The organism is Ruegeria sp. AN11 (assembly GCF_056536005.1).
The window spans coordinates 1,663,129-1,671,099 of sequence record NZ_JBQFJD010000001.1; the positions used below are offsets into that span (position 1 = coordinate 1,663,129).

9 protein-coding genes, 1 tRNA gene and 1 riboswitch are annotated in these 7,971 nt (G+C 56.6%); of the genes, 5 read left to right on the forward strand and 5 right to left on the reverse strand.

Annotated elements, in window-relative coordinates; translation table 11 throughout:
- Positions 1 to 81: 81 nt before the first annotated feature.
- Together ACR3EQ_RS08275 and ACR3EQ_RS08280 are read left to right on the forward strand one after the other, a co-directional pair.
- Positions 82 to 399 (forward strand): TIGR02300 family protein, encoded by a 318-nt coding sequence (locus ACR3EQ_RS08275; RefSeq protein WP_170609631.1) that lies wholly within the window; start codon positions 82 to 84, stop codon positions 397 to 399.
- A 146-nt stretch (positions 400 to 545) separates the two neighbouring features.
- A tRNA-Ala gene (locus ACR3EQ_RS08280) sits at positions 546 to 621 on the forward strand.
- Between the two features lie 142 nt (positions 622 to 763).
- Here ACR3EQ_RS08280 and ACR3EQ_RS08285 read toward each other — a convergent pair.
- From ACR3EQ_RS08285 to ACR3EQ_RS08300, 4 genes are all read right to left on the reverse strand, one after another.
- Positions 764 to 1,384 carry a thermonuclease family protein gene (locus ACR3EQ_RS08285; RefSeq protein ID WP_170609629.1) on the reverse strand — a complete coding sequence of 207 codons (621 nt, stop codon included), beginning with the start codon at positions 1,382 to 1,384 and terminating at the stop codon, positions 764 to 766.
- A 486-nt stretch (positions 1,385 to 1,870) separates the two neighbouring features.
- Positions 1,871 to 3,097 carry an HlyD family secretion protein gene (locus tag ACR3EQ_RS08290; protein ID WP_170808276.1) on the reverse strand — a complete coding sequence of 409 codons (1,227 nt, stop codon included), beginning with the start codon at positions 3,095 to 3,097 and terminating at the stop codon, positions 1,871 to 1,873.
- The gene (locus tag ACR3EQ_RS08295) at positions 3,090 to 3,428 is read right to left on the reverse strand and encodes a hypothetical protein (RefSeq protein WP_170808275.1); all 339 of its coding nucleotides are present in this window, start codon (positions 3,426 to 3,428) and stop codon (positions 3,090 to 3,092) included. The genes ACR3EQ_RS08290 and ACR3EQ_RS08295 overlap by 8 nt, the downstream gene beginning before the upstream one ends.
- Before the next feature lie 163 nt (positions 3,429 to 3,591).
- Entirely contained in the window at positions 3,592 to 4,491 is a 900-nt protein-coding gene (locus tag ACR3EQ_RS08300) for a LysR family transcriptional regulator (protein ID WP_480490319.1), read from the reverse strand.
- 244 nt (positions 4,492 to 4,735) lie between these two features.
- Between ACR3EQ_RS08300 and ACR3EQ_RS08305 the strand changes: the two genes are divergently transcribed.
- Positions 4,736 to 5,242, forward strand: a complete 507-nt coding sequence (locus ACR3EQ_RS08305; RefSeq protein ID WP_480490321.1) for a YybH family protein — start codon at positions 4,736 to 4,738, stop codon at positions 5,240 to 5,242.
- Positions 5,243 to 5,413: 171 nt separating this feature from the next.
- Here ACR3EQ_RS08305 and ACR3EQ_RS08310 read toward each other — a convergent pair whose 3' ends face one another.
- On the reverse strand, positions 5,414 to 5,749 hold the full coding sequence (locus ACR3EQ_RS08310) for a hypothetical protein (RefSeq protein WP_480490323.1): 336 nt from the start codon (positions 5,747 to 5,749) through the stop codon (positions 5,414 to 5,416).
- Between the two features lie 485 nt (positions 5,750 to 6,234).
- Positions 6,235 to 6,442, forward strand: a riboswitch (cobalamin riboswitch).
- A 94-nt stretch (positions 6,443 to 6,536) separates the two neighbouring features.
- Here ACR3EQ_RS08310 and ACR3EQ_RS08315 point away from each other — a divergent pair.
- Positions 6,537 to 6,917 carry a DUF1636 domain-containing protein gene (locus ACR3EQ_RS08315; protein ID WP_170609617.1) on the forward strand — a complete coding sequence of 127 codons (381 nt, stop codon included), beginning with the start codon at positions 6,537 to 6,539 and terminating at the stop codon, positions 6,915 to 6,917.
- Positions 6,914 to 7,969 (forward strand): cobalamin biosynthesis protein CobW, encoded by a 1,056-nt coding sequence (cobW, locus tag ACR3EQ_RS08320; protein ID WP_170609615.1) that lies wholly within the window; start codon positions 6,914 to 6,916, stop codon positions 7,967 to 7,969. Before ACR3EQ_RS08315 ends, cobW begins: the two co-directional genes overlap by 4 nt.
- Positions 7,970 to 7,971 lie beyond the last annotated feature (2 nt).

Sequence of the window (7,971 nt, forward strand, 5' to 3'; positions counted from 1 at the left end):
AAAGGCTTTGACAGTGCCCGCCGCATGTGGCACGTGACCTGAATCGTTGATACGACTCACCTGATATCAAGGGGATTTGACATGCCCAAGGAAGAATGGGGCGTAAAGCGCGTTTGCCCGACCACTGGCAAGCGGTTTTATGACCTGAACAAGGACCCGATCGTAAGCCCCTACACCGGCGAGATCGTGGTTATGGAAACCGGCAAAAGCCGGATGATCGCCGCCGACGCCGAGGATGCTGCATCCGCCAAGGCGCGTGAATCGCAGTCTGACGATGACATCGCTCTGGACGATGACGTCGATGTCGATCTGGACGATGATCTGCTGGATGATGACGATGACAATGACAACGTGTCGCTGGACGACATCACTGACATGTCATCGGAAGACGAAAACTGAATTCGTCCCGAGGCGGCCCCCGGCCGCCTCGTTTCATTTTTGCGGATCAGCAAGACGGCAAAAATTTTGCAAAACCGATTTTTTGGACTTGCACTATCCGGCACCGTCTCATAAACGTCCGTCCACCGCACGGGCGGTACCTGCATGGGGCCTTAGCTCAGTTGGGAGAGCGCTTGCATGGCATGCAAGAGGTCAGGGGTTCGACTCCCCTAGGCTCCACCAAACCTTCTTGAAGACACTCCGGTTTTCCCCCGTCTCACCCCCCCAGACCCGCACAGAAGTAGGACGCTGATGGCGCTCAATTTGCGGCGCGTACCGGTGGCCGTGCAAATTCGGGGCGCATGGGCGATGCATTCTATTACAGCTAGTTGTTCAGTTTCCGGGCAGCCTGCTTTGCTTCATATCGCTCCCATAGCCCCATATGTCCATTTTGCCGCGCGTTTGCGAGCCAGAGCTTTTTTCGAGCATCAGGCATTTCCAAAGATCGATATTTCCCGCCCGAGTACTTTCCCCAGTCTATCGCAAGCCCAAGTTTGACCATTTCTGCCGATAAATCACGACCATCCTCCAAAAAGCATCTGGCGACAGTTCGCCCGTGGGTGTCCTGCTCGGTTACTTCCGCCCTGATTTTTTGTCCTTTGCAGAGGGACACCAGCGCCCACTTCGCTTTCTTTCCATATGGGTGGCTCATCTCTGGTGCATCTACACCAAACAAACGGATCTGGGTTTTTTTGATCACCAGAGTGTCGCCATCAACTACATACGCGGAACCAGTCAATACCGATACCTCTGGACGCGGGACCGTATGGCTTGGGTCGAAACGCGGCAGCTGCGAAGAGCTTTGCTGCGGGCCGGTGGTTATCTTGGGCTTTTCGCCCACTCGAGGCTGCCAGGGTCGCGCAATCGTGTTGTCAGGTTTGTTGCTGCGAAGCGCCAAAAAAACCGCACCTGCCAGAACCACGCCCAATACTATCAAGATTTCCACGAAACAGGTCTCCCATAGTTTGTCAGAAACAATGGCTTTACTAGAACTGGATCAACTCAAGAACACGCCAAGGTTGAATTTCTAGAGCATATCATATTCACCCAATGAGATGTGACATCATTGCCTCTCCAAAAAGGTCACTGGGTGCGCTTTGCGACGGTTCATCTCCGCTTCTTCATAAGGCCAAATAACTTGCCGGATTTCAGTTAGTTCCTGATTTCCACGTCTTCTAGGGCGCTAAAACAAGATGGCAGGAAATCCAAAAAGAATGGCGACTTCGCGTAAGCAGTCGCTTCGATGCGGTTCGATGTGCGTTCCGGCGTGAAGAATTCAGCGGATTTATTAGTAGCAAAGGGTCGCGTTATGAGTGTGGAGCCAAAGTTAAGATGACAGATATATCAGGCCCCCAAAAAGCCTGACAGAAACAGGATATTGTTGCTGACCTTGCCGTTTACGGCAAAGCCCTCCCTCTCAACGAGTTGGGCCTCAATTGAAGACCAACGCCTTGACGGGCAGCAAAATTGTCTGTGCGCGCAAAACGATCGCGTTTGCGATACCCATCCCGTCCACAATCCGTGCAAGAAAAGCCGAAAAACCCGTTATTTCACCGGCATCAATTTCCTTCGCCCGGCTTGTATAGGCAACGCCGACGCATGAACTTCCCGGGGGGATATCTTCCAGATGTTTCGGGAAGATTGGCGCAAGAAAGGCTGTCACAGTGCCGGGTCGCGCCCGATCCTGCTGATCCAGCAGCGCATCACCTGGTCGGAATTGCCCCGCAGCAATCGCGTCTTGCACCTCGTCCACGACCATCGGGATTATAGTCAAGGGTTTGGATGCGCAGGTGATTTCCACCAGCATGCCGGGCTTGAGCACGCTGGCTGAAATCTGACCGAAAGCCGCTATGAAACGCCCTTGTCCTGAGACGTCTGGCACCAGAATACCAGCGGGACGCAGAATTGGGTTAACGATGTCGCCCGGCTTCAGGAGGAATTGGGTCACAACCCCGTCCACCTCAGCGAATACGGTTGATTTCGATATCTCGTTTTCGGCCTCCCGAAGCACGGCGCGCGCGCTTTCAAGCTGCGCAGGAAGAAGTGAGGTTTGGCGAAGCTTGGCACCATCGAGTGCCGCGAGTGCGGCTGCGCGACGGCTCTCCGCCCCGGACACTGCCGTCTGCAACCGCTCCAGCTCCTGCTCGCTCACAACAGTATCGTTTCGCTCGGCAAGCTCTAGGCGTCGATCCAGATCGCTTGTGGCCTGCGTAAGATCTGATTCTGCCGCCTCAACACCAGCAGCGGCTGCCGCGATTTCTGTTGCGGTCAGGCCCAATGCGGCCTCGATCTCTTCTATGCGGCGTTGAGCGGTATCTGCTGCTGCTTCCTGTCGGGTCGTGTCCAACCGGAAAATGGCGTCACCGGCACTAACCGCATCATTGTTGGCGACATAGACCTCTGAGACGCGGCCACCGCGATCTGACAGTATGGTAACCGTGCGAAATGCGGCGGACACGTTCCGCGTTGAGGGGTGAAAATAGAAGATCACTGTGATCAGCGTAACGGCCAGTATTGCGCAGGCGGTCAAACCCCACCGCAATTCATACCAGACGTTGAACAGGGTTATTTCATGGCCCCATCTCTTGCCCTGCTTGTAGCGACGGTACAGGTAATCCGGGACAATCGTGATCAATGCAGAGAATACCAACTCAAGCATCGTGGTTCTCCGAAAGGTCCACTTCGGTCCTGAGCGGGAATATCTCGTGCAGAGGCACAGCGGCAATCAGAATGGCGGCGATCCAGAAGGCATTGTTCAGTGTGAACAGCGAGATCAACCCAAGCACACCAACCAGTTGCATTTGAACCTTGTGCGCGCCTGCCGCCATGCGGTCGGGGATAGCCTGCACGGTAAAATACAATGCGCCGAAGCCCAGCAGGACAACGACAAGAAGAAACCCAACAACGATCAAAAAGCCGTCTGTTTCCCCCGGAGGTGTCACCCAAAACGGGAGCCGCGCCATCGCCTCATCAGAGATAGAGCTGTTCACGTGAACCTCCTGTTTCCAAATGATCCCCGGCAAGGATAAGCGATTGAAATCAAAAAAACCAATCCTGCACGAGGCAACTCTGATCAGCCCCCGGCCCGATAGCGTGAACATAATGACGGGCCAGTGCCCGATATGACGTTGGACGGAATCCAGTTCGAGGTTCTCAAGCCTCCTGAGAAAGTGGTGCGCACGTCACTTCAAGCCATTTCAAGAAAGCACCTACCTGATCGGAAATGCGCCCCTTTCGGTAGACCGCAAAGTAGCAGGCCACCCATTTCGGCGGCACGTCGATAGCTTCCAGTCTGCCTTTATCCAGGTACTTTTTGGCGGTCACTAGAGGGCTTAGATGCAATCCGTAGCCTTGCAAGGCGGCGTCCAGCTCGAACTTCGATCCCCCCGGATCAACAAGCTGAAGGTCGTCGACGCGCAGGCCGAAGTCCCGGACGACACCTTCAAAGACTTGGGAACCGATGCTCTTGTCCTGTATCCACGGCACATCGGTCAGGTTTTTCGCACCCAACCTGACAAGCTCTGGTGTGCCGCATAATACGAACGGCGACTTTAGAAGCAGTTTCTGGGCCGCGCCGCTCCAAACATGGTTTGGCGGGCCTCCGCGTATCGCAATGTCAAAGGCTTCGAGATCGACGTCCCACGAGTTTCCTTCCGCAGCGAAGGACACCTGGATGCCGGGGTGTTCCGCCCAGAAGCCGCCAAGACGTGGCATGATGACCGCGTCGACAAATCGGACAGTGGTAGACACACTCACACCGCGAGCGGCCTCCTGAGCCGTCACATCATCAATGCCTTTTGCGATCTGTTCGAATGCGTCGTTGAGCGTGCTGGCCAGCGTCCGACCGGCCTCGGTCAAAGCAAGTCCGCGGCCCTCTCGGCGCACAAGTGGAATCCCCAGATCAGCCTCAAGCTTTCGCACCTGTTGGGCAATTGCGGCCGTGGTTACGTTCAGTGAACGCGCCGCAGCAGAATAGCCGCCTAAACGGCCGGTCGCCTCGAACGCCCTGAGGGTCGTAAGCGGCGGCAACTTATGCCAGTCAATAAGGATCATTCAGTAGACATACTTAATGATTGCAATTTTTTCCTGCCTCGCAAGGTACACCAAACGTAACTATTGTCGAGAAATACACCCGATGCAAAACGAGCAATCAGTGGTGTAGCTATCTGAAATTGCGATTGCCCTAAAAGCCTGTCGAATTGCGTTGCAATACGATCGTCCTGCAATGCGTTTTGCGTTGATAGGCGGGTTTGAACAACCGGCAAGGTCCAATCGCCGCAAATGCTTGGAGGCCGATATGACTATCAGGATAACCATGCTTTTTACTGGAATAGGGTTGGCTATCGCGACACCGGCGCTGCCCGACACCAAAGCCGAGACTCCGCAAGCCGCACACGTAGCGTATCTTGCAGCGATCAACTCGAACAAACTGGATCAATTCCTTGAGACGGTCACTGATGACGTGGTCTTCATCGCACCCGGCGCGCCTGTTATGGAAGGCAAAGCCAAGGTCGGGCCTTGGGTGCGCGGGTATTTCGACGCCGTTCACACCCGTTGGAAAAAGCAATCAGTGGAGTTTGTTGTGGCGGCGAGCTGGGCGTTTGAGCGTTATGAGTTTACCGCCACCGATGTTCCGCGTGACCCGGGCCCTGCCACTGTTTCCACCGGCCATGGCATCAATATCTACCATCTCGAAGATGACGGAACATGGCGCGTGGCGCGGGATATCTGGTCCAACGCGAATACCTTCAGCGCCGGCAGATCAATCGCGCCCGCGTGTTCGGGGCGTGCCGAACCTTGCTGATCAAAAGCTTTGATTGGTTGGCACGCCGCCCAGATGGCCTGGACACATACTGGATCGGCCGCTTTTAACCGGGTTCCGTCCACGGCCAACTACATTGGCCTCAGGACGGAACCAGGCAAGTACTTTTCTCGGCAACCGAAAGGCCCAACCCGCAGACCGGGCATTAGCGAATTACTGGGCCACAACTTCCTTGCAGCTGCCTTTGCCCCATCCGGATTTGCTGCCCGAAGCCGAATAGTCAAACGTGCCAGTCTTGAGATTCACGTTGTAATTCAGGGTAAAGCCGTCACCGATATACAGGTAAGTCAGGGTGTCGAGGCCGGGATACACCTCAGCCTTATTGTCGATATCACCAATGGTAATATGCCCTTTGTTCTGGCCCTCGTATTTGACCAGCGTGGCCGCCATTTCCGGATATTTTGCATCCGCCGCTTCACACTCGAACACCCGGTCTTCCGCAACTGCAACGACGGGTAAGTACACAAGAAAAGCTGCTAACTTTTTCATTTTTTGTTTCCTGGCATATTCTGTTCGCCGACGCCCGCTAAGGGCAGTTTGAGGCATAATTTTGCAAAAAATCTGGCTACTCTGTGCACGGCAAGACGGCCATCAGATTTGATCTCGAAGCGGTCGTTTTTGCCGGGTCTTGCGCGAATACTAAAATGGAGTACCCCGAGCCGGTCGGAACGGCGGTTACTTAATCAACGAAACCCCAATCCCTCAGTTTAGCGATGCCCGAAATGACAGGCGGTTGGTCGCCGCAACGTCCACACGCGGCCTGCCCCAGTGGTTCTGAAGCCGAATCCGCCCCGCCCGTCCGGTTCCCGCCGACCCCTTCCAAAATCAGCGAACATCACACGGAACACCTCAATCACGCAGGTTTTCGGGCGCCGTGAACGCCCGGCGATGCCGCTGAGTGACCACCTCAGGTCGCTTTTTCCTTCCGGCGGCGAAACCGCGCATCCTGAAGCTTGACAAGTCCCCCGCCTGTGCCGCATGTCCGACCCGTTGGTGTCCATCCCTGGATGGATGAAAAGGGAATGCGTCAGCGGTTTTTCCGTCAAACGCAGCCGCCCCCGCGACCGTGACCGGAGAGGGTGCCCATAGCCACTGGCCGAAAGGCCGGGAAGGCGGGACATCTGCCAGAGCAAGTCTCTGACATCCGCAAGCCGGGAGACCTGCCAGCACCCGAAGAAGAAACCGGGCGGGGTGTTCCGGTGTCGGGTCCATGTGCAGACGCGTGGCCCGCATGAAACCCCGTCCCCCGCGAAGAGGATTTGGGGGGATGAGAGACATGACCGAGACCGCACCAGTCGAGTTGCTGGTCTGTACCACGTGCCGCCGTGGACTGCCCGTCGAGGATGATGAAAAACGCCCCGGCACATTGCTGCACAAAGCGCTGCAACAGGCCGACCTGCCCGAAGGCATCACGCTGAAACCCGTCGAATGCCTGTCGAACTGCGATCAGGGCTGCTCGATCGTGCTGCGCGGTGGACCGGGTCGCTGGACCTTTGTCTATGAGAACCTGAACGAAGCCGAACACGTTGACGCCATTGTCGACGGTGCGACCAAATATCTGGCGACCGAGGACGGCTTGGTCAAATGGCGTGAGCGCCCCGAACATTTCCGCAAAAACTGCGCCTCCCGCATTCCCCCGATTGGAGCCCTGAAATGAGCACTCTTGAGAAATTACCCGTCACTGTGATCACCGGCTTTCTGGGCTCGGGGAAGACAACGCTGGTCAAGCACCTGATGCAGAACCCGCAGGGCAAACGTCTGGCGGTCGTGGTCAATGAATTCGGCGACGTGGGCGTCGATGGCGATATTCTGAAATCCTGCGCCATTCCCGATTGTCCGGCAGAGAACATCATGGAACTGGCAAACGGCTGCATCTGCTGCACCGTGGCCGATGATTTCATTCCGACCATCGAAGCGCTGATGGCGCTGGACCCGCGCCCCGATCACATTCTGATCGAAACCTCCGGCCTCGCCCTGCCCAAGCCGCTGCTGAAAGCCTTTGACTGGCCCGATATCCGCTCGAAAATCACTGTGGATGGCGTGATCGCTCTGGCCGATGCCGAGGCGGTCGCGGCAGGTCGCTTCGCTCCGAATGTCGAGGCGGTGGATGCCCAGCGCCTGGCCGATGACTCGATCGACCACGAAACGCCTCTTTCCGAGGTGTTCGAGGATCAGATATCCTGCGCCGATATCATCCTGCTGACCAAGCCCGATCTGGCCGGGCCAGAGGGTGTTGCCAAAGCCAAAGAGATCATCGCAGCCGAGGCCCCGCGCCCGCTGCCCGTCGTAGAGGTTGCCGAAGGCGTCGTAGACGTCCGCGTCGTGCTCGGTCTGGAAGCCGCAGCCGAGGATGACATGGACGCGCGTCCGTCGCATCACGACGGTCACCACGACCACGAACATGACGATTTCGAAAGCATCATCGTCGAACTGCCGGAGCAAAGTGACCCACTCGATCTGGTTGCCAAGATCGAACGTCTGGCCAGGGAACTGAACATCCTGCGCGTCAAGGGGTATGCGGCAGTTGCCGGCAAACCGATGCGTCTGCTGGTTCAGGCTGTCGGTGCCCGGGTGCGTCATCAGTACGACCGCCCCTGGGAACCCGGCGAGGAGCGCCGCTCGCGTCTTGTGGTCATTGCCGAGCACGACGACATCAAAGAGGCCGAAATCCGGGATATCCTCGTGGGTGTGACCGAGGCCGCCGAGTAAGC

Coding starts and splice junctions, on each gene's coding strand:
- ACR3EQ_RS08275 (WP_170609631.1), top strand. CDS start 82: ATGCCCAAGGAAGAATGGGGCGTAAAGCGCGTTTGCCCGACCACTGGC.
- ACR3EQ_RS08315 (WP_170609617.1), top strand. CDS start 6,537: ATGACCGAGACCGCACCAGTCGAGTTGCTGGTCTGTACCACGTGCCGC.
- ACR3EQ_RS08300 (WP_480490319.1), bottom strand. CDS start 4,491: ATGATCCTTATTGACTGGCATAAGTTGCCGCCGCTTACGACCCTCAGG.
- ACR3EQ_RS08310 (WP_480490323.1), bottom strand. CDS start 5,749: ATGAAAAAGTTAGCAGCTTTTCTTGTGTACTTACCCGTCGTTGCAGTT.
- ACR3EQ_RS08290 (WP_170808276.1), bottom strand. CDS start 3,097: ATGCTTGAGTTGGTATTCTCTGCATTGATCACGATTGTCCCGGATTAC.
- cobW (WP_170609615.1), top strand. CDS start 6,914: ATGAGCACTCTTGAGAAATTACCCGTCACTGTGATCACCGGCTTTCTG.
- ACR3EQ_RS08305 (WP_480490321.1), top strand. CDS start 4,736: ATGACTATCAGGATAACCATGCTTTTTACTGGAATAGGGTTGGCTATC.